This is a genomic window from Afipia broomeae ATCC 49717 (assembly GCF_000314675.2).
GTDB lineage: Bacteria > Pseudomonadota > Alphaproteobacteria > Rhizobiales > Xanthobacteraceae > Afipia > Afipia broomeae.
Genome location: NZ_KB375282.1, coordinates 1,927,660 through 1,946,911, shown reverse-complemented (window position 1 = coordinate 1,946,911; position 19,252 = coordinate 1,927,660). Strand labels below are relative to the sequence as shown.

The following is a 19,252-nucleotide window of genomic DNA, read 5'->3' as shown; positions in this document are numbered from 1 at the left end:
ACCGGGTAGCTGAGTCGCCTGTGCCCGTACCGCGTCAGTCTATGCATCGGTTCATCTTGGTGAAACCCCGGCGCAGGCACTCACTGCCGAAACAGTGCGGATGGGACATTGCTGCCACACTGTCGCAGTCCTAGGAAAACAACCCTAGAAGACGTGCGCCGAAAGCTAGAATGTGAAGGCTGGACGACGTTCCAGGCCGGTCAAAACCGGCGCGGTTGCGTCAAAAAGGACCCGGCTGCCGAAATCGGCCGGAGACCGGGCGATCAATGTGGCACGGGGGGGCTGGCTGGTCGCGAACACGCCCACCAGCCGTCCACCCATCTTCAACTGCTCATACAGCTTGTGAGGTTCCACTTCCGTGGCGCCGTCCATGACGATGACATCGTAGGGCGCGTGGGCCCTGTCGCCCTCGGCCGGCTCTGCCGTGCTGACGGTCACATTGGCGAGGCCCAGATCGGCAAGATTTCTCGCCGCCGCATTGGCGAGCGCCGGATCGGGCTCGGTGGCAAAGACCTGCGCCGCGAGGTGCGCCACGACCGCCGCCGAATAGCCGGTGGCGCAGCCGACCACCAGGACGCGGTCGGTTTCGGAGATCGTCGCCGCCTGGAGCATTTTTGCGAGAACTGCCGGCTTGATGAGGCAGCGCTTCGGCTGACCGTCCGCCGCGACATCAATATCGAGATCCAGATAGGCGATCAGGCGCTTGCTCTGCGGCACGAAATTCTCTCGCGGCACGGCGAGCATCGCATCGATGATCCGCAGATCGGTCACGTCGCTCGGCCGCACCTGACAGTCGACCATATACTGCCGAGAGGTCGTGAAATCAGACATGGGATAGCCTCAAGACAGGAACACCGAATGGATCATCGGCCAGCGGGGTGTGGCCAGCGCGGCACATATTTGCTGCAAGGCCGCATGCGATGCAAGCCTGCAGGTCCGGTTCAAGTCTTGTTATGATATGCGATCGCCGTGGTAACGGCACCTGAACGGCTGAAGCGGGGCACATGACAGGCAGCGCAACGAGACACCCTCTCCGCACCCGGCTTTGCGGCCTCCCGCTGGCTGTATTGTTAATCGGCGCAGGTATCGCGCCGGCGGCGGCACAGACCCCGGCGCCCGCAGCGGCTGCGGCCTCCGATCAGCCCGCGCCGAAGCGCAAGAAAGTGGTCGAGCGCGCCGCCGCCATCATGAAGGCGCTGAGCGATTATTCGGCCAGGCGCACACAGAAGCTTCCCGCCCTGGCCGATTACTACGCTGCCAAAGCCGATCTCGGAAAAATCGATGATTCCGCACCGGAGGCTCCGCGCGCGAAGAAACTCTTGGCGGCGATGCAGAAGAATGAGCGTGAATACGTCCGCAAACATGGCGCGACCAACATCAGCGCCCGGCTCGATTCGCTCGCCGAGAACGTTGAGGGCCGTAAGCAGTTCGCGATCACGACCAGCAAGCAGATGTTGCGCAGAGGACTTGCGATGGACATCGGCACGTCCGGCGATCACGAGACGGTGCTGAACTACAAGTATTTCAAGATGGATCGGCCGACGGTCCTTAACCTTGCCCGGTCCGGGAATATCTTCAACAAGGCGCGCGATCTCGGATTTCGCTTAGTGGTTTTCACCAACGGACGCCTGACCTGGACCTACGACGTGGCAGCGAACACATTCAAATGAAGCGCGACCAGACACCATCTGCGGGCAAACCCGCGCCGGGCTCGGAACAGGGAGACCTGTCTGCAAGCAGACTGTCGACGATGCGGCGGCAGATGGACGAGTTCGACGATCTGCCGTCCGAAGTCCGCGCGGCCCTGATGTCGGCGAACGAACCGAGCGACCAGATGATCGACGTCCTGTGCACCATGAACCGGAGCGGCTTTCCCGTCGCGGACCTCATGAAGGTGATCGCGGCAAGCAACGCGAAGAGCGGTTCTTAGAGAGCGAATCGTAGAGAGCGGATCGTAAAGGACCGGCACTATCGCCGAATTCACCATCAGAAGCGGATTTGGGTGCCAAATGGCCGCAATGGACCCGTTCCGCCACGGGACGATTGCATAAGCGCCTGCGCCCTTGTAACTAGTCCGGCCTGTGAGGCCACGTGGCGGAGTGGTTACGCAACGGTCTGCAAAACCGTGTACACCAGTTCAATTCTGGTCGTGGCCTCCAATATTTCAACGACTTAGCAGGGCCGAACTCACGAACTTCTTTAACGTCAATGAATTGTCAGCATATTGCCTGAGGCTTTTTATGCTTTCGACTCGTCAGCGCTTATTCGGAATTTTCTGCTCATTTGCTAAACTTGCGCTCCGTGCGGCAGTTTTTGGAGCGATATCGCTCAGTACCCAAACACCGGCGTTTTCACTCCCATCTGAGGATGCGGCCTACTTTTGCACAGTACTGTTTTCGGGCGGAATAAGTTACGATTCCTTCTCGAAACAATGGGGCAGCGCGAAGTTTCGACCATCCGAAAAATTTGTGCTCAAGCTAAGGTTTCTCCAAGAGCGAGAGGAACCGCCATATGTGCCTTCTCTGCCACCCACAAAGTACAAAGATTTTCAGATAAGTTTGACGGAGGCCGGAAAAAACACATCCCGCCCTTGCCACAATACGAGCAACGCGAAATTGCCGGTGTCCATTGATGAATACGAGAATGCATTCTGTACATCATCATTGAGTGGCTACCGTTTCAACCTAAAAGCGAATCGGTTCTTGACTTGGTACGCCATCGGATACGTTGACGGGAGCGACGACAACGAAAACACCCCAAGTATGGGTGGAGGTACATGTACGAAGATTAATTAGCCCCGCTATTTTGCTTTCACTTGGTTAGCCTCTCTCAAGCAAGTCGGCACCCGCGTGGCTGAGACAATTTTGCAGCCTATGCTTAAACAGGCAGCTATACATGGAAATTGTTCAGGAAACATTGGATGACGTTCTCCGTAAGCTATATCCGAGTCTCCTTACGCAATCCGCTTCTGTCGCTGCATCTCGTGGCAAAACCGTAGAAGCAATTGGCGTACTCCTTGAAATAACGAAGCCTCGTGCACGGTTGAGTCGAACTGAAACGCGAGGAAAGCCATTTAGCTCGTTGGGAGAGCTTCTTTGGTATTTCTCACGCAACAACCGATTAGATTTTGTTGCTTATTATATTCCTCGGTACGAACAAGAAAGCGACGATGGGGTAACCGTTCACGGCGGCTACGGTCGCAGACTGTTTAGACACCGAAATATTGACCAAATACAGAATGTACTCGGTTTACTCCATGCGCGGCCTCAAACTCGCCGAGCAGTGATTCAATTGTTCGATGCAGAGGATCTAACAGCGAATTTCAAAGAAATTCCATGCACGACAACTCTGCAATTTTTTATAAGGGACAATCGGTTCGACATGGTCGTGACCATGCGATCCAACGATGCATACAAAGGATTGCCGCATGACGTTTTCTGTTTCACGATGTTGCAAGAAATTATGGCGCGCTCGCTTGACTGTGAACTAGGGACTTACAAGCACTTCGTCGGCAGCATGCATTTGTACGAGTCTGATTTTTCTGGTGCCAAGTTGTACATTGATGAAGCGGTCCAACCACGTATAGAAATGCCGCCAATGCCGATTGGTGATCCTTGGCCATCATTGCGCATTCTGTCGGAAGCTGAAGAGCGCGTTCGTACAGGCGAGCAGCTTACCGCGTCATCGCTTCCGATTGATGAATATTGGCGAGACTTGGTGAGGCTGCTTCAGATTTTCCGAGCAACAGGCGACGAGGCGCAGATCGCTGATCTCAAAGAGTCCATGGCCTTTAAGCGATACAGTGTCTACGTCGATACACGCGTTTCGATGAAACCACGCAAGCGACGTCAATCAGCACAGCCCACACTTTTCGAACCTAGAGACAATTAATGTGGCCTTCTAGACAAAAGCAGATTCAAAGAATTGAAACTGCGCTGTGGGAGTTCTCGAACAACGAGATTCCCTTGCTAGGAATTCCGGATAGGCAGCGAACACACACCTTGGCGCTACAAATGGTAGCGAGCATACGACGCCTCGACTACACGCAAGCTCAACTGAAAAGGCCTATTGATCCACGCAGAGCCGATCCCAACGATCCGTTGTTTGACCCAGAGCGAGCCGCAATATTTCACCACAAAATGGGAAATATTGACGAAGCTGTTTGGCTCATTTTCCTTGCCACCCATTTCGGCAAGCATGGAAGGCATAAGTGGAAAAGGCTGATCGATGTCTATTCGGGGCTTGGTAAAAAGACTTGGACGTGGGTAGCAGTCAGCGCAGATCCTCCGGCCTTCAGGGCATGGCTTTCAAAAAACGAATCAAAGATCGGTGGAGCGTTTAGCAATCACAGAAAGTACGAATCTCTTAAGACTGCGTCGAACAAAGGCACAGCAAGTGTAATTGAGAGTTACATCTCATGGATTGGCCCGAGCCATCGGGCTCGCTTTTCGCAGTTAGTACAGGCTGGCGGCAACAATCCGCACCAAATCTTCGATAAATTCTATAACGACATGCATATCGCTCGTTTTGGCCGGTTAGGAAAATTCGACTTTTTGGCTATGTTGGGAAGATTAGATTTAGCTCCAATCGAGCCTGGCTCGGCCTACCTAGATGGCGCGACTGGTCCTCGCAAAGGAGTAAGACTTCTTATCGCAAATGATCCCGACGCCGCTATCGACGTTCCATCAATGCAAGACCTGCTTGATAAGTTGGACGCTGCGTTAAACGTCGGAATGCAAGTAATGGAAGATGCTCTCTGCAACTGGCAAAAAAGCCCTTCTAAATTTGTCCATTTTCTCGGCTAGTTAACCGCAGAAGCGATTGCGTCCCACCGATGATATCGCTTCAGAAAATTCAACTGATTTCGTCGAATAATGCCTGAGTGCTGAAGTTGCCCCACAACGATGCCCGGCGCTATGCCGATGGACGTAGCAAATCGGATGACCGACTGACTGCCCGGTTTTAGGTCGGATAATTCTTCGCGTCGCTCGCGAGGGACTAGGATGTCTGCTGCGAAAGCATTCGCCTCTATCTCTTGCTCACTTTTACCTTCCATTCCGTCGTCTACAAATGTCTGCGAGGGGCTGTGCAAAATTACGTGGCCGAGTTCATGGAAGAAAGTGAACCAAAACTGATCGTCCGACAGATGCCTGAAGCTCAGAATTATCATTGCTTTGTCGGAAGATAGATAGCGGGTCGCACCACTTGCACGACAACCAGACGGTGCTCTCACGAACACAACTGCGACACCTGCGTCGGCGCAAAGATTCCGCAAACGGGGGAGAAAGTAAGTTGGATTTTTTACTTTCGTTAGTTTTCTCATATCGTCGACATTTGATTTAAGCGTCGAGATAGAAAGAGGTTTGCACTGAAGTAAATCGGCCTCAATCTCTCCGCGCCTAAGCCACGCAGACAAGGGCCCGATTTTCGATTGCATCGAGGGTGATGTTCTGAAAGCGAAGTCTTCAAATATCGTTGCGTACCGCGAATGCCACTCGCTTGGACCATTGACTGAAAAATACGAAAGGTAAGCCTTTAAAGCTTCCTTTCGATTGACGGATTTATTCACCCACCCATAGCTGGCGATATCGCTCTGGGGGAACTGCTTTAGCCAAAGATCACGCTCAGCAACAGGTACGGAATCAACCGCGCGATTAAGGGCTTTATCGTAGGAGGCCTGTCGATTTAGCCAAAACTGTTTGGTTCCACCTAAGTGATGGGCTAGTTTTGCAGCGATTGAATCATCGATCTTGATCGATCCTTCTAACAATCCCCTGACTCTATCCACTCCCCAATCAGTGTCTTTTGCAAACGCATCTAGCGTGACTGATTTGCGCGACAACAAGTTCGAGAGCGTGTCTCCCGGCTTGGAGAACCAGTTCGGATGGAAATCGCCACTATTCATCGGGTCTCAGCTCATGAATACGAATTCGGGTAACTTTGTCCCAATCGGTCTGCATAACACTTGCATCGCGGGGATGGCCGGACCTCAAGATCAGTTTGTAACCGGATTTCAGCCGCACCATAAGCTCGGTTGCTGACCTGTGGACAACGTCATTGAATAACGTGATGTACTCGGAGCAATCTGTTGACGCGTCAATTTCCGCAATCACTTGGCCGAGTTCAAACGCAACAGCAGGTCCAAATTTAGCGGTAGCGACTTCTCGCTGCTCGCAAACTTCTCTCAAGTCTGTCGTGGCGAAGGAAAGCTCCAAAGATCAACGCCCTCAGCGCCCAACAGTTAGCCCATTGCATACAAGCCGCGCGCTCAACAACGCTGGCACAACTAATGCGCGATTCTGCGTGAACTGCAACGAGAATGCGGCGGTGAGTATTAGCAAAATGAACGATTCGCGTGCTGGGTTCTCTGTCAGCCTGTAAAAACACGTGCAAGGGTGCAGCATCGAGCTGCCGGGTTTCAGCGCAGGAGAACGCTGCGTCAGCATGCTATCCCGACTGTCAGGAACGAAATCCCATTGATGCGATTGAGGAAGCACGCCGCATCGAAGATGATGCCTGCGAAGCCCGGCCCGGGATTTCCATTGGGCGGCACCCAAACTTACCTCGGCATTGTGCTTAACGCGTCACAGACGCCGCCAGCCCGAACCGCTATCGTCGGTATTATTTTATTCAGATTTTTATCAAGGATATTGCAAATGAAGACGCTGGCTTTCGCTATCGGCCTTTCAATTTTGAGCACCGGCGCTTCATTAGCAGCCGATTTACCCGTGAAAGCCGTGAAGGCAGACCCCGTTCCCGTATATACCTGGAGCGGTATCTATGGCGGCGTCAACGCCGGCTACGAGTGGACCCAACTCGATTGGGCCTATTACAACCTGCCGGGACAAACGCTCGCCCGTAAACCTGAGGGCGGCCAGGTTGGCGCCCACGTCGGCGCTCAGTATCAGTGGAGGCAGTTCGTCTTCGGCGTCGAGGCGCAGTGGCAAACGCAGCCGATGACAGGTGTCGGTCCGGATGCTCCCGTTTTTGCACCGGCCTTCGATGCTTACATGTCGCTTTCTCAGCTGTTCATGGTCGGCCCCCGCGTGGGCTGGGTTTTCAGCCCCCAGTGGCTGGCTTACGGAACCGGCGGCTATGCACGAGGTACGGTTAGCACCGCCTTCTATGCGAGAGGTTTTCCCAACGTCCCTGCATTGATCGAGAAGCGTCCTGACGGCTGGTTTGCCGGCGGCGGCATCGACTATCTGATCACAAACTGGCTCTACGCAGGCGTCGAATATCGTCACATTGAATTCGACACTGACCTGTACAAGACGACCAACATCCCGGCCGTCGGTTCGGCGCGCTACGTTTCGGCCAAGGCGGATCTTGTTCAGTTCCGGCTTGGCTTCAAGTTCTCGGGGCTTGAACCCGGAAAGTACTGAGCGAAAAGCCACAAGGCTCCAACCGCCGCGATTTTTCGGCGATTGGCGCTTTGCGAGACTTTATGCTTTGCAAGACTCGGTGCCTTTGCTATAGGCGGCCCATTGCTGCTTCAGCAGTATTCCTCGGTAGCTCAGCGGTAGAGCATTCGACTGTTAATCGAATGGTCGCTGGTTCGAATCCAGCCCGGGGAGCCAATCAAATCAATCACTTATCAGCCTGCCTCCGTCCCGCAACTTGCGCGGGATCGCCTGCGTATATAGCTCAATCCTGTGACGGGCTGCGGGGCGCTCCCGGAATGGAACAGGCAGGTAGAAAGTGAGCGCAGAAGCAAGGGCCGAGCTCGACCGTCATTTCGACTGGATCGCAGCACGGCTTCCCGAAAAAGGCGCCCGCTTCATCCGCTGGCTGCGCGAACCGGGCTCGGGATGGGTCCGCATTCCGCTCGCCCTGCTGCTGGTCGTCGGCGGCATCTTCAGCTTCCTTCCCATTCTGGGTCTCTGGATGCTGCCGCTTGGCCTGTTGCTGATCGCCCAGGATGTGCCGTTCCTTCAGTTGCCGCTCGCCAACGCGCTCGGATGGATCGAGCGGAAGTGGATGGGCCGGAAGGCGTGACAGCGCGCGTCTTGGAAAGCCCCGAATGAGCAACCCCCTCGACATTGTTGTTCCGGTTCTGATGGGCGCAGCGCTGCTGTGGTGGATCGGCCGCGGCATGGGCGGACGGTCGATGCTGATCGCGGCCGCAGTGACCTTGGCAGTGATCGTGGGCGTGCTGCTGATCCAGCACGCGGGGTGGCGCTGAGCCGCCCGCGTTCGATATGACAAAAATGTCGCAACTGCCCGGCCATGTAATCCGTACGGGTTCCCGGTGCTTGCCCCTGAAACCTTCGTTGGTAACAATCCTCAAATGTTACCGCTGGGGGCCGAGTCGATGGGAATCTCTGGTAAGGCCGGACAATCCGGAAAAACCGCATCCGTCACCGGAGCGTTTTTCCTCGGCGCCGCGGCCAGCCTCGCAACGGTGGCGGGCGCATCGGCAGCCGACCTGCCGGTCAAGGCCAAGCCCGTCCAGTATGTGAAGATCTGCTCGCTCTATGGCGCGGGCTATTACTACATCCCCGGCACCGACACCTGCATCAAGCTCAGTGGCTACATGCGGGCCGACTGGAGCATCAACGGCGGCAACTACAACAGGCCCGGCTGGGATCAGACGAACGCCGAAGGCACCAAGTCGCGCGACCGCGACTACTTCGTGACCCGCACGCGCACCGAATTTCAGATCGATACCCGCACCCAGACCGAATACGGCGTGGTGCGCACCTACATGAATCCGCGCTTCCAGTTCGATTCCGGCGCGCTGCCGGAAACCGGCGTGCTGACGCTGGACTACGGCTTCATTCAGTTCGCCGGCTTCACCTTCGGCAAGGCCGTGTCGATTTTCCAGACACCGTGGGGCGCGACCGGCGCCAACACGCTGACGTCGTTCATGCTCGGCGGCTACGACAACGTTAATGGCATCACGCAGGTGGCCTACACCTGGCAGTTCGGCAACGGCGTGTCGGCCTCGGTCGCGGTCGAAGACAACCGCGTCATCAATCGCGCGCAACTGCTCAATGCCAGCCTGACGCAGCCGGCGACCAGCGCATTCAACGGCGCCTTCACCAATTCCTACGGCGGGAATGTCACGCCTGATTTCGTCGGCAACATCCGGGTCGACCAGACCGCTTTCACCGCGCAGCTCTCGGGCGGCGTGCATAACATCCGCGCCAACTACTATGCCGGCCCCGGAGGGATCACCCCGGTCGAACCGAACGGACATCCAAGCGATGCATGGGGCTTTGCCGTGCTCGGCGGCCTGCAACTGAAGAACCTGCCGACTGGCCCCGGCGACAAGTTTTCGATCGATGCATCCTATGTGAATGGAGCCTCCAAGTATCTGATCGGCGGCGTGACCGGAACCGCTTTCGATGCGTTTGGCGGCGGCACGCCCAACTTCGCGGGCAGCTATCAGACCATGGCGGTGCTGTCGTTGACGGACGGCGTCTACACCACGGGCAGCAAGATCGAGAAGACTTCGGGGTGGGGAGTCCGTGCCGCTTTCGTGCACAACTGGTCGCCAACATGGGAGACCGGAATCGTCGGCACCTATTCCCGCATCGAATACAATACGAACGGCGCGGCGGCATTCTGTGCCGCCTTCACGGCCCTGTCGCCGAAGCTGAACGGTTATTCCTGTAATCCGAACTTCAGCATCTGGCAGGTCGGCCAGCGCACGGCATGGACCCCGGTCAAAAACCTGACCTTCTCGGCCGAGGTGCTCTACTCCTACCTCGATCAGTCGCATACCGGCTCGCAGGCCTTGACCAATCCCGGCCAATTGACCGGCACCTTCAAGCCGACCGGTGTCTATGACTTCAAGGATCAGGGTGTCTGGTCCGGTCTGCTCGGCGTCCGCCGCACGTTCTGACCGGTGGCCGCATTCAAAAAAACGCCGCCGCTTACGGCGGCGTTTTTTATGACTGCAACGATTTCTTGCCGCGACGGTTTTCCGGGCGCCGGTAATCGCGCTTCTTCGGCTTCGGCGCCAGTTCGGGCATCGACGACTGCACGGCGCGATACTGTGTCAGCATCCGCTGGAACGTCGCATTGAGTTCGGTTTCGATCTCGGCGCGTCCTTCCAGCCTGCTGAGAACCATTCCCGCGGCCTCGATGGTCGACAGGCCGTCGCGCCGCGGCTCCTTGCGCAGCTTGCCGTAGAGCGACGGCTGCGCCGGCCCGAGAATGATGCGCCGGCATTTCAGCATCCACGCATTGCGCCACCACAGCGCCTTGGCCTGACTCCATGTGCCGTCGAGCAGTACGACGCCCTCGATGTCTTTCAGAATCTGGCGCTGATGGTCCTCGATCTCGCCCTTGCGGTCGATCGCAACGACATCCCGATCGGTTGCAAGGTCTGCGACCTTCGCCGACCCGAGATAGAGGATGGCCCAGTCCTGCGGATCGACGGAGCGGCCCAACGCCTTCGACAGGCTCGGCCAGGACAATCCGATCTTGTGGGTCACCTTCTCGAAATGTTGCGCGGTCAGCCGCGCGGTGCCAAGCGCCCTGTCCTGCTCCTGCGGATGCTGCAGGATCAGCAGTTCGATCCGGTTGCGGATCGGAGTGACGCTGTCGCAGATGCACAGCGGCAACGGTTTGCCGCAGCGGGTGCACTCTTCGATCTCTTCGGACGCATCGGCGCCCGGCTTGGCTTTGGCGGCTTTTGACATGGGTCCGGCTATACGCTGCGCACCCCGTCACGGCAACCTGTCAGCATCGTCCGAGGACAATTCCGTCAGGCCGCCTTGCCCGGCTTCGGGGGCCGGCGGTGCCGAAGCCATCCGCCCAGCAAACGCCGCTTGTCACCTCGCGGGATCAGTTCGATGTCGCTGACGAGCTTCGCGCCTCCCTTGCGGCGCTCCAGCGTGATCTTGCGGCTGTGAAACTCCTCCAGTTCCGTGCGATGGGCGACGCTGATGATGGTCGCGTCTTTCAATTCCTCGTGCAGCAACTTCATGAGATTGTCCTGCCCGGTGTCGTCGAGCGCGGAGGTCGCTTCGTCGAGAACGATGATATCAGGCCGGTGCAGAAGCAGTCGCGCGAAGGCCAGCCGCTGCTTTTCGCCGCCCGACAGGGTCTGATCCCACGGCGCGTCCTCTTCGACCTTCTCCTTCAGGTGCGCGAGCCCGACCTTCTCAAGCGTCTCCGCCATCTGCTCGACCGTCCAGTCCTCGGCGGCGCCGGGATAGGCGATCGCGCGCCGCAACGTGCCGGTCGGGACATACGGCTTCTGCGGCAGCATGAAAATCCGGCGATCGCGATGGAAGTCGACGCTGCCGCTGCCCCACGGCCACAGACCGGCAATGGCGCGCACCAGCGTGCTCTTTCCGCTGCCGGATTCGCCGGCAACAAGGACACGTTCGCCGGGCTCGATAACCACCTCAGACTCGCCGACCACGGCGGTGCCGTCGTTCAGCGTGACGGATAGTTCGTTCAGGCGCACCATAGCGTCGCCTTCGGTCTCTCCACGCTCGATGCGGTTGATCCCCTCGCCGGTTTCGGCTCGCTCCAGACCATCGAGCGACATCATCAGCGACGCGATGCGCCGCGCACCGGCGTTCCATTCCGCAAGGCGCGGATAGTTGTCCACCAGCCAGCCGAACGCCGCCTGCACGATCGTGAAAGCCGATGCCGCCTGCATGACCTGTCCCAGCGACATGCTTCCTTCCAGAAACTTCGGAGCGCAGAGCAGGATCGGAATGACCGGCGCAATCAGGCTCGATCCCTGCGACACAACGGTGGTGCGCATGTGCTGCCCGCACAACCGCGCCCATTGCCGCAAGACATTCCCGAACGACTTGTCGATTCCCGAACGCTCCTCCTCCTCGCCGCCGAGCAGCGCGATGCTTTCGCCGTTCTCGCGCACGCGGGTCAGCGCATAGCGGTATTCGGCCTCCGCCTGATTCTTGCTCTCGGAGACGGACACGAAGTTCCGGCCGATGATCATCATCGAGCCGCTGGCGATCGCCGCATACACGACGGCGGCGATGACGAGGAAGCCCGGAATGGTGACAGTACTGCCCCCGACGGACAATGTCAGCGCGCCGCCGATGGTCCACAGCACGACGATGAAGGTGGCCGCCGAGAGAAATGCCTGCGTCACGCCAGCGGCGAAATCCACCGGTGCGTCGGTGGCAACCCGCAGATCCTCCGCGATCCGGTATTCCGGATTCTTGTGATCGCCGTCGACCAGATTGAGCTGATAGTAGCGGCCGTTGGCCAGCCACCGCGACACCACGGAGTTGGTCAGCCACGCGCGCCAGCGCCGCTGGATGCTCATGCGGGCAAAGACCTGCACGACGCCGATAACGACGCTGCCGATCGCGAGCGGAAAGAATATTCCCGTCAGATAGAAAACCTTGGCGGCATCCTTCTTCTCGATGGCGTCGAAGATCGACCTGTTCCAGACGTTGATGCCGTACTGAAACGTGATTTGCAGAACGATCAGCGCGAGCAGGCCGAAGCTCAACGTCCACGCCAGGCGGCCTCCGCCACGGCCCCAAAAGCCGCGCGCGCTGATCCAGAACCGGGTCAGCAGATAGTCGCGTTTGAGCTGTTCGAGTTCCTCGGGAGAGAGCCCGGGTTCGGGCTCAACCATTTCGGGCGGGGGCGCTTCAACCGGCTCTCCGGTTTCAGCGAGAACTTCTTGAATCGGCGGTCTATTCATACCGGCCCAACGCCAGTGGAACCACAAAGTTCCCGCCCAAAGTGCGCTGCCGCAAATCGGCTATTCGGCAGGTGTGGCCTGCGGCAGCGGCCTCCGTGTGTCCCGTCCGCGCAGCCGGTCGATCAACAGGTAAATCACCGGCGTCGTGTAGAGCGTCAGGATCTGGGAGACGATCAGCCCGCCGATGATGGTGATGCCGAGCGGCCTGCGCAGCTCCGTCCCCGGCCCGGTCGCGATCACCAGCGGCACCGCGGCAAGAAGCGCCGCCATCGTGGTCATGATGATCGGCCGGAAACGCGCCAGGCTGGCCTCGAAGATCGCATCCTCCGACGACAGGCCGCGCTGCCGTTCGCCCTCAAGGGCGAAGTCGACAATCATGATGCCGTTCTTCTTCACGATGCCGATCAGCAGGATGATTCCGATAAACGCGATCACCGTCAGCGGCGTGTTGGTGACCTGCAGAGCCAGCAGCGCGCCAAGTCCGGCCGGCGGCAAAGTCGAGATGATCGTCAGCGGATGGGCAAGGCTCTCGTAAAGGACGCCGAGCACAATGTAGACCGCGATCAGCGCGCCGAGAATGAGCAGCGGCTGGCGGTTCGCGGTTTTCTGACTGTCGGCGGCGTTGCCGGCGAATTCGCCGCGAATGCCTTCAGGCATGTGCAACTCCTCGACCGCACGCTGGATGTTATCGGTCGCGGTCTGCAGCGGAACGCCGTCGGGTACGTTGAAGGAGATCGTGTTCGAGGGGAACGACGCCTGATGATAGACCGACAGCGGCGACAGGCCGCGCTCCATCCGCACCACTGCCGACAGCGGCACCTGCGCATCGCCTGCGCCCGCAACGTATATCTTTTCGAGCGCCGTCGGATCGCCCTGCAACCGCGGATCGACCTCCAGAATGATCTTGTACTGGTTCCGCTGGGTGTAGATGGTCGATATCTGCCGCTGTGAGAACGCATTGTTCAGGGCGTTGTCGATGTCCTGAACCTGCACGCCGAGGCTGGCGGCGGTCTTGCGGTCGATGGACAGGTTCAGCGCGAGGCCAGCAGCGTCGCGGTCGCTGGAAACATCCGTGATGCCTTCCACGCTCTCGAATTTCTTCGCTACGATCGGCGCCCACTTCGACAGCAAATCCAGATCTGAACTGATCAGCGTGTACTGGTAGTTGGAGTCGCTCTGGCGTCCGCCCGCGCGCAAATCCTGTGCGGCAAACATGAACAGCCGGATGCCGGGCACCGTGCCGAGATTGCGCCGGAGCCGATCGATCACCTGCGTGGTGGTCAGGCCGCCGCGCTGGTCGAGGTCCTTCAGACTGATGAACATGGTGCCGCGGTTGGCCCCGCCTCCGCCCGGCCCGCCGCTGCCGCCGAGGCTCGAACCGACACCCGCGACGGCGGGATCAGCCATCACGATGTCCGCAATCCGCTGCTGGAGACCGAGCATGGCCTGGAACGAGACGTCAGGCGATGCCCGCGTCGCGCCGATCACGAGGCCGCTGTCGTCGGTCGGAAAATAGCCTTTCGGCGTCTTGATGTAGAGCGTGACCGTCAATGCGATGGTCGCGACAAACACCAGCATGGTCAAAATCGGAAAGCGCAGCACGACATGCAGCGTCCGCTCATAGAACCGCACGATGCGCGACAGGCTGCCTTCGACCAGCCGGTCGAACCAGGTGGCGTCCGGCGAAACGGTGGTCTTGATGTAGTGAGCGCAGATCATCGGCGTCACGGTCAGCGACACCACCATCGACACCAGAATGGCAAAGGTCAGGGTCAGCGAGAATTCACGGAACAGCCGCCCGACGATGCCTTCCATGAAGATCAGCGGCGTGAACGCCGCCACCAGCGAAATGCTGATCGACAGCACCGTGAAGCCGATCTGCTTCGCGCCAAGCAGTGCGGCCTGATACGGCTTCATGCCCTCTTCGAGATTGCGGTACATGTTCTCGATCATGACGATGGCATCGTCGACCACGAAGCCGACCGAGACCGCCAGTGCCATCAGCGACAGGTTGTTGATCGAAAACCCCGCGACCCACATCAGGGCGCAGGTCCCCGCCAGCGCCAGCGGCACGGAAATGCCCGCCGCAATGGTCGGCGTCATCCGGCGCACGAACACGAACACCACGAGCATGACCAGCACGGCGGTCGCGCCCAGCGTCCATTCCATGTCCTCGACGTTGGCTCGGATGGTGCCGGTGCGATCCGAGAGAATGGAAATCTCCACACCGCCCGGAATCCATTGCTTCAACTCGGGCAGCAACGCCTTCACCCGGTCCACGGTGTCGATGACGTTGGCGTCCTGCTGCTTGGTGATCAGGATCAGAACGGCAGGCTGCTTGTTGAACCACGCGATGGAACGGCTGTTGCGCGTCGCATCGAGCACGGTGGCAACGTCGGACAATTTCACGAAATTGCCGTTGGCCGCCTTGATCACGATATCGCGGAACTGGGCCGCCGTGCGCATCTGCGGATTGGCCGCGAGCGTTTCGCCGAGAACCGGACCGTTGAAGGCTCCGACCGGTCCAATCGCGTTGGCGTTGACGATGGCGTTGCGGACATCGTCGCTGGCGATACCTGCGGTTGCCAGCGCTCCTGGATTGAGCTGGACGCGGATGGCCGGCTGATCCGCACCGCTCACGGTCGCCTCGCCCACGCCGGGCACCTGTGAAATGCGCTGGGCGATCACCGTATCCGCGACGTCATAGATCGCGCTCGGCAGCATGGTCTTCGATGTCAGCGCGACGATCAGCACCGGAGCCGCGGCGGGATTGGCCTTGCGGAAATTCGGCAGCGTCGGCAGGTCGGTCGGCAGATCCGCAAGCGAGGCATTGATCGCAGCCTGCACGTCGCGCGCCGCGCGGTCGATGTTGCGGCCGATGGCGAACTGCAGCGAGATACTGGTGGTGCCGAGCGAACTGGTTGACGTGATCTGGTCGATGCCGGCGATCTCACCGAGCCGCCGTTCCAGCGGCGCGGCGACGGTCGACGACATGATGGTCGGATCGGCGCCGGGGCGTGAGGCGCTCACGCGGATCGACGGGAAATCGACCGACGGAATGCTCGCGACGGGAAGGAAGTTGTAGGCAACCGCTCCGACCAGAAACAGGCCGATCGCCAGCAGCGTGGTGCCGACGGGCCTGCGGATGAATGGTTCGGAGAGCGAGGCCATGAGTTATGGCCTAGCTGGTTTGCATGAAGACAACCGATCCGTCACCCTGAGGTGCCGAAGCGAAGCGAAGGCCTCGAAGGGCGACGGCGTCTTGTCATCCTTCGAGGCTCGCAAAAGCTCGCACCTCAGGATGACGGCGTGCACCATATGGGATGGTTGCCTCATTACTGAATGCCCTCCGTGGCTCCCGCGATCGGAGGCGAGGGCTTGCCGGAATCATCCGGCGGCACCGCGGCTTCGATCCGGCGATTGATCCGGTCGAGCGCAAGGTAGATGACCGGCGTCGTATAGAGCGTCAGGATTTGCGAGACGATCAATCCGCCGATGATCGACACGCCGAGCGGGAAACGCAGTTCAGATCCGGTGCCGCTTTCGAGCGCCAGCGGCAGCGCGCCGAACAGCGCCGCAAGCGTCGTCATCATGATCGGGCGGAAACGCAGCAGACACGCTTTGACGATGGCGTCGTAGGCCGACAGGCCCTGATGCCGCTCCGCTTCCAGCGCGAAGTCGATCATCATGATCGCGTTCTTCTTCACGATGCCCATCAGCAGGATGATGCCGATCAGGCCGATCACCGACAGGTCTTGCCCGCAGAGGATCAGCGCCAGGATCGCGCCGACGCCGGCGGATGGAAGTGTCGAGAGGATGGTGATCGGATGGATGTAGCTCTCGTACAGCACTCCCAGCACGATGTAGATCGTCACCAGCGCCGCGAGGATCAGCCAGGGCTGGCCCGACAGCGACTTGGAGAACTCGGCGGCGTCGCCCGAATAGAGGCCGGCGATGTTTCCCGGCATACCGATGTTCTTCTCGATCTCCGCAACCCGTTCGACCGCGTTGCCGAGCGCTTCCCCCGGCGCAAGATTGAACGACAGCGAGACCGACGGGAACTGCGATTGATGCGAGATCGACAGCGGCGCGGTCGTTCGCACGATGGTGGCCACCGCGTCGATCGGCACCTGCGCGGTGGGCGCGCCTGACGCGCCGGCGGCGCCCGGAACATAAAGCTTCGAGAGCACCGATGGATCGCGCTGATACTCCGGCAGCGCCTCAAGCACGACGCGGTACTGGTTGGCCTGACCGAAGATCGTTGAGATCTGGCGCTGGGCGAAGGCGTCGTTCAGCGTGTCGTTGACCGCCTGCACCGAGACGCCAAGCTGGCCCGCCCGCTGGCGATCGACATTGACCAGGGCGCGCAGACCGCCCTCCTGCCCGTCCGACGAGACGTCGCGGAACATCGGATCGCGCCGCATCTCCTGAACGAGCTTGTTCGCCCATTCGATGACGGACGGCGCGTCGGTGGCGGTCAGCGTGTACTGATACTGCGACCGGCTGGACCGCGTGCTGATCTGAACGTCCTGCACCGCCTGGAAGTAGACCGTCATGCCGGGAACGGCGGCGACGCGCTGCTTCAGCCGGTCGACAACCACGGCGATATCGGTCTTGCGCTCGCCGCGCGGCTTCAGCGTCAAAACGAGACGCCCGACATTCGTGGTAGGGTTCACCGATCCCGCGCCGATCACCGAGACGACGCCGACGATGTCGGGATCGGCCTTGATGGCATCGGCGATCTGGCTCTGCCGCAACTGCATGTCCGAGAAGGACACCTCGGTGCCGGCTTCGGTCACCGCAGTGATCGAGGCCGTATCCTGCAACGGCAGGAAGCCCTTCGGCGCGACGACATAGAGCGCGAGTGTCGCAACGATGGTGAGAAGCGTGACCACCAGCGTCGCGCGCTGATGCCGAAGCACCCAGAGCAGCGTGCGCTCATAGAACGCCACCATCCTGTCGATCCAGCCGCTGATCGTGGCAAGGCCGGGAACCTTGAGTTCTTCGTCATGCCGTTTCAGCAGCCGCGAGCACATCATCGGCGTCAGGGTCAGGGACACTACGGCGGATGTCACGACCGCAATCGTCAGCGTCAGCGCGAACTCCCGGAACATGCGCCCGACGAGGCCCGACATGAACAGCAGCGGGATGAACACCGCGATCAGCGACACCGTCAGCGATATGACCGTGAACCCGATTTCACTGGCGCCGCGCAGCGCGGCGTCCATCACGCCCTCGCCGTCCTCCATATGCCGGACGATGTTCTCGATCATCACGATGGCGTCGTCGACCACGAAACCGGTGCCGATGGTGAGCGCCATCAGCGACAGGTTGTCCAGGCTGAAGCCGGCGAAGTACATCACCCCGAAACTGGTAATCAGCGACAGCGGCAGCGCGACGCCCGCGATCAGCGTAGCCCGCAATGAGCGCAGGAAGATCAGAACCACGAGAGTCACCAGCACGACGCTGAGCACCAGCGTGAACTGCACGTCGCGAACCGACGCCTTGATGGTGACGGTGCGGTCGCTGACCACGGTCAGGTCCACGCCCGCAGGAACGGCCTTCTGAAGCTTGGGGATCTCTTCGCGGATCTGCCGCACCACCTCGATGACGTTGGCGCCGGGCTGGCGCTGGATCTCGATGACCACCGCGGGCTTGCCCTGATACCACGCGCCGGTCTTCTCGTTCTCCAGTCCATCGACGATCCGGGCAACATCTCCGATGGTAACGGGCGAGCCGTTGCGATAGGCGATGATGATCGGCTTGTAGGCGTCGGCGGTGGCGATCTGGTCGTTGGCCGAGATGGTGTAGGCCTGCTGTGCGCCATCGAGCGATCCCTTCGGGCCGGACACGTTTGCGCCTGCAATCGCGGTGCGAAGGTCTTCCATCGAGATGCCATAGGCGGCAAGCCTGGCGAGATCGGCCTGCACGCGAACGGCGGGTTTCAATCCGCCGAGAATGGATACGCGGCCGACGCCGGAAATCTGCGCCAGCCGCTGCGCCATCATGGTGTCGGCGAGATCGCTCATCGCACGCAGCGGGGACGTCTCCGACGTCATCGCCAGCGTCAGCACCGGCGCGTCGGCGGGATTCACTTTCGCGTAGGTCGGTGGATACGGCAGGTTCTTCGGCAGCACGCCGGCCGCGGCATTGATCGCGGCCTGCACGTCCTGCGTCGCGCCGTCGATGTCGCGGTTGAGATCGAACTGAAGCGAAATCTGGCTGACGCCGAACGAACTTGTTGAGGTCATGGAGACCAGCGACGGAATTTGCCCGAGCTGCCGCTCAAGCGGCGCTGTGATCAGCGACGCGGCGACATCGGGACTGGCGCCCGGCAACTGGGTCGTGACCTGCACCGTCGGAAAGTCGACTTGCGGCAAAGCCGACACCGGCAGCGCCCAGTATCCGAGCGCACCGCCGATCAGCAGCGCCACGCCCAGCAGCGAGGTCGCGATCGGACGATGGATGAATGGCTCAGAGACGCTCATCGATGCGTGCTCACCGGGTTGGACTCTAGAACATCATCAAGTCGTGGATTTTCCATCGTCATTGCGAGCGAAGCGAAGCAATCCATCTTTTGGATATGGGAAGCTGGATTGCTTC

14 protein-coding genes and 2 tRNA genes are annotated in these 19,252 nt (G+C 59.6%); 10 read left to right on the top strand and 6 right to left on the bottom strand.

Annotation, left to right across the window (positions count from 1 at the left end):
- Nucleotides 1–165 precede the first annotated feature (165 nt).
- On the bottom strand, nt 166–831 hold the full coding sequence (locus HMPREF9695_RS08990) for a protein-L-isoaspartate O-methyltransferase family protein (RefSeq protein WP_006020530.1): 666 nt from the start codon (nt 829–831) through the stop codon (nt 166–168).
- Nucleotides 832–1,004: 173 nt separating this feature from the next.
- Between HMPREF9695_RS08990 and HMPREF9695_RS08985 the strand changes: the two genes are divergently transcribed.
- The 5 genes from HMPREF9695_RS08985 to HMPREF9695_RS08965 all read left to right on the top strand — a co-directional run bounded on the left by HMPREF9695_RS08985 (nt 1,005) and on the right by HMPREF9695_RS08965 (nt 4,805).
- The gene (locus HMPREF9695_RS08985; RefSeq protein WP_006020529.1) at nt 1,005–1,670 is read left to right on the top strand and encodes a hypothetical protein; all 666 of its coding nucleotides are present in this window, start codon (nt 1,005–1,007) and stop codon (nt 1,668–1,670) included.
- Entirely contained in the window at nt 1,667–1,930 is a 264-nt protein-coding gene (locus HMPREF9695_RS08980; protein ID WP_006020528.1) for a hypothetical protein, read from the top strand. Before HMPREF9695_RS08985 ends, HMPREF9695_RS08980 begins: the two co-directional genes overlap by 4 nt.
- A gap of 155 nt (nt 1,931–2,085) precedes the next feature.
- Nucleotides 2,086–2,159 (top strand) — tRNA-Cys (locus HMPREF9695_RS08975).
- Between the two features lie 736 nt (nt 2,160–2,895).
- Nucleotides 2,896–3,891: a thymidylate synthase gene (locus HMPREF9695_RS25705; RefSeq protein ID WP_006020526.1), complete on the top strand. Its 996-nt coding sequence runs from the start codon at nt 2,896–2,898 to the stop codon at nt 3,889–3,891.
- On the top strand, nt 3,891–4,805 hold the full coding sequence (locus HMPREF9695_RS08965; protein WP_006020525.1) for an alpha-glutamyl/putrescinyl thymine pyrophosphorylase clade 3 protein: 915 nt from the start codon (nt 3,891–3,893) through the stop codon (nt 4,803–4,805). Before HMPREF9695_RS25705 ends, HMPREF9695_RS08965 begins: the two co-directional genes overlap by 1 nt.
- Here the strand turns inward: HMPREF9695_RS08965 and HMPREF9695_RS08960 are convergent.
- Nucleotides 4,802–5,905, bottom strand: coding sequence for an ImmA/IrrE family metallo-endopeptidase (locus tag HMPREF9695_RS08960; protein ID WP_006020524.1), 1,104 nt, complete (start codon nt 5,903–5,905; stop codon nt 4,802–4,804). The genes HMPREF9695_RS08965 and HMPREF9695_RS08960 overlap by 4 nt on opposite strands.
- Nucleotides 5,906–6,656: 751 nt before the next feature.
- Here HMPREF9695_RS08960 and HMPREF9695_RS08950 point away from each other — a divergent pair.
- From HMPREF9695_RS08950 to HMPREF9695_RS08935, 5 genes are all read left to right on the top strand, one after another.
- Entirely contained in the window at nt 6,657–7,385 is a 729-nt protein-coding gene (locus HMPREF9695_RS08950) for an outer membrane protein (protein ID WP_006020523.1), read from the top strand.
- A 120-nt stretch (nt 7,386–7,505) separates the two neighbouring features.
- Nucleotides 7,506–7,580 (top strand) — tRNA-Asn (locus HMPREF9695_RS08945).
- 121 nt (nt 7,581–7,701) lie between these two features.
- Nucleotides 7,702–7,998 (top strand): hypothetical protein, encoded by a 297-nt coding sequence (locus HMPREF9695_RS08940; RefSeq protein WP_006020522.1) that lies wholly within the window; start codon nt 7,702–7,704, stop codon nt 7,996–7,998.
- A gap of 25 nt (nt 7,999–8,023) precedes the next feature.
- The gene (locus HMPREF9695_RS26625) at nt 8,024–8,185 is read left to right on the top strand and encodes a hypothetical protein (protein ID WP_006020521.1); all 162 of its coding nucleotides are present in this window, start codon (nt 8,024–8,026) and stop codon (nt 8,183–8,185) included.
- A 129-nt stretch (nt 8,186–8,314) separates the two neighbouring features.
- Nucleotides 8,315–9,850: a porin gene (locus tag HMPREF9695_RS08935; protein WP_006020520.1), complete on the top strand. Its 1,536-nt coding sequence runs from the start codon at nt 8,315–8,317 to the stop codon at nt 9,848–9,850.
- Nucleotides 9,851–9,896: 46 nt separating this feature from the next.
- On the opposite strand, the gene HMPREF9695_RS08930 is transcribed toward HMPREF9695_RS08935, so the two are convergent.
- The 4 genes from HMPREF9695_RS08930 to HMPREF9695_RS08915 form a co-directional block, all read right to left on the bottom strand.
- Nucleotides 9,897–10,652: a tRNA-uridine aminocarboxypropyltransferase gene (locus tag HMPREF9695_RS08930; RefSeq protein ID WP_006020519.1), complete on the bottom strand. Its 756-nt coding sequence runs from the start codon at nt 10,650–10,652 to the stop codon at nt 9,897–9,899.
- A 65-nt stretch (nt 10,653–10,717) separates the two neighbouring features.
- The gene (locus HMPREF9695_RS08925; protein WP_024919231.1) at nt 10,718–12,649 is read right to left on the bottom strand and encodes an ABC transporter ATP-binding protein/permease; all 1,932 of its coding nucleotides are present in this window, start codon (nt 12,647–12,649) and stop codon (nt 10,718–10,720) included.
- 60 nt (nt 12,650–12,709) lie between these two features.
- Nucleotides 12,710–15,820 (bottom strand): efflux RND transporter permease subunit, encoded by a 3,111-nt coding sequence (locus tag HMPREF9695_RS08920; RefSeq protein WP_006020517.1) that lies wholly within the window; start codon nt 15,818–15,820, stop codon nt 12,710–12,712.
- Between the two features lie 164 nt (nt 15,821–15,984).
- On the bottom strand, nt 15,985–19,137 hold the full coding sequence (locus HMPREF9695_RS08915) for an efflux RND transporter permease subunit (protein WP_006020516.1): 3,153 nt from the start codon (nt 19,135–19,137) through the stop codon (nt 15,985–15,987).
- Nucleotides 19,138–19,252 lie beyond the last annotated feature (115 nt).

Coding starts and splice junctions, on each gene's coding strand:
- HMPREF9695_RS08990 (WP_006020530.1), bottom strand. CDS start 831: ATGTCTGATTTCACGACCTCTCGGCAGTATATGGTCGACTGTCAGGTG.
- HMPREF9695_RS08985 (WP_006020529.1), top strand. CDS start 1,005: ATGACAGGCAGCGCAACGAGACACCCTCTCCGCACCCGGCTTTGCGGC.
- HMPREF9695_RS08980 (WP_006020528.1), top strand. CDS start 1,667: ATGAAGCGCGACCAGACACCATCTGCGGGCAAACCCGCGCCGGGCTCG.
- HMPREF9695_RS25705 (WP_006020526.1), top strand. CDS start 2,896: ATGGAAATTGTTCAGGAAACATTGGATGACGTTCTCCGTAAGCTATAT.
- HMPREF9695_RS08965 (WP_006020525.1), top strand. CDS start 3,891: ATGTGGCCTTCTAGACAAAAGCAGATTCAAAGAATTGAAACTGCGCTG.
- HMPREF9695_RS08960 (WP_006020524.1), bottom strand. CDS start 5,905: ATGAATAGTGGCGATTTCCATCCGAACTGGTTCTCCAAGCCGGGAGAC.
- HMPREF9695_RS08950 (WP_006020523.1), top strand. CDS start 6,657: ATGAAGACGCTGGCTTTCGCTATCGGCCTTTCAATTTTGAGCACCGGC.
- HMPREF9695_RS26625 (WP_006020521.1), top strand. CDS start 8,024: ATGAGCAACCCCCTCGACATTGTTGTTCCGGTTCTGATGGGCGCAGCG.
- HMPREF9695_RS08935 (WP_006020520.1), top strand. CDS start 8,315: ATGGGAATCTCTGGTAAGGCCGGACAATCCGGAAAAACCGCATCCGTC.
- HMPREF9695_RS08930 (WP_006020519.1), bottom strand. CDS start 10,652: ATGTCAAAAGCCGCCAAAGCCAAGCCGGGCGCCGATGCGTCCGAAGAG.
- HMPREF9695_RS08925 (WP_024919231.1), bottom strand. CDS start 12,649: ATGAATAGACCGCCGATTCAAGAAGTTCTCGCTGAAACCGGAGAGCCG.
- HMPREF9695_RS08920 (WP_006020517.1), bottom strand. CDS start 15,820: ATGGCCTCGCTCTCCGAACCATTCATCCGCAGGCCCGTCGGCACCACG.
- HMPREF9695_RS08915 (WP_006020516.1), bottom strand. CDS start 19,137: ATGAGCGTCTCTGAGCCATTCATCCATCGTCCGATCGCGACCTCGCTG.